Below are 1011 nucleotides of genomic sequence, written 5' to 3' on the forward strand. Positions count from 1 at the left end.
CGCACACAACAAATGGAAAAGCTCCTTCCGGAGCTATTTGAAGAAATGATCCATCAACTTATAGAAGAAAAGCACATCACAATGGAGAATTATTTCCTAGACGGAACAAAGATTGAAGCAAGCGCAAACAAGTATTCATTTGTGTGGAAAAAGGCAACGACCAAATTCGAGGCGAAATTGCAAGAGAAAATCGAAGAAACGTACCAACAGATTCAGACCATTATAGATGAAGAAGGTCATGAATTTTCTGCTCAAGACGAAAAGTCTTCTTTGACGGCAGAAGAAAAACTAACTGTAATAGAAAAAGCATTAGTGAAGAAAGTTGAAAAAGAAATGAAGGCTATCCAGCTTGAAGAAAATGTCCAGGTACGAAAAGAAAAGCGACGGGAACTTAGTCCGTTTAAGAAACAATTGAAATTAGTACGTGAAGACTTAGGTCCACGATTAGTGAAATACAAAAAACAAAACGCTCTATTTGGCGATCGAAATAGTTACTCGAAAACCGATACCGATGCGACATTCATGCGAATGAAAGATGATCATATGAATAATGGACAACTTAAACCTGGGTATAATATTCAAATGGCAACGGAAAATCAATTCATTCTTTTTTATACGATCCATCAACGCCCAACCGATACACGGTGTTTCAAGCCCCATATAGAGGCACTGAAGAGTACATCGCTACCATTCCCAAAAAACGTCATCGCAGATGCCGGCTATGGCAGTGAAGAAAACTATCTCTACTCTTTGGAGGAAGAATTCGAAGCTTTGATACCTTACAATACTTTTTTAACGGAACAAAAACGGAGCTATAAAAAAAATATTCGTTATGCAAGTAACTGGGCATATGATGAACAAAAAGATGAATACATCTGTCCTAATAACCGTAAGGTTTTATTTAAGCGTTACTCGACCCGTACGGATAAGAATGGTTTCACACGCGACTTTAAAATTTATGAATGTGAGGATTGTACGGATTGCCCATTAAAAACGCAATGTACAAAGGCG

Annotated in this window: 1 protein-coding gene; it reads left to right on the forward strand. The window is 37.8% G+C overall.

Translation table 11 applies throughout. The features are described 5' to 3' along the window. Window positions 1-1011 (forward strand): transposase (locus tag ACQKL5_RS21355; RefSeq protein ID WP_427610818.1); only part of this gene is annotated, 1011 nt, incomplete at both ends.

It is taken from the genome of Peribacillus sp. NPDC097675, assembly GCF_050277655.1.
Taxonomy (GTDB): domain Bacteria; phylum Bacillota; class Bacilli; order Bacillales; family DSM-1321; genus Peribacillus.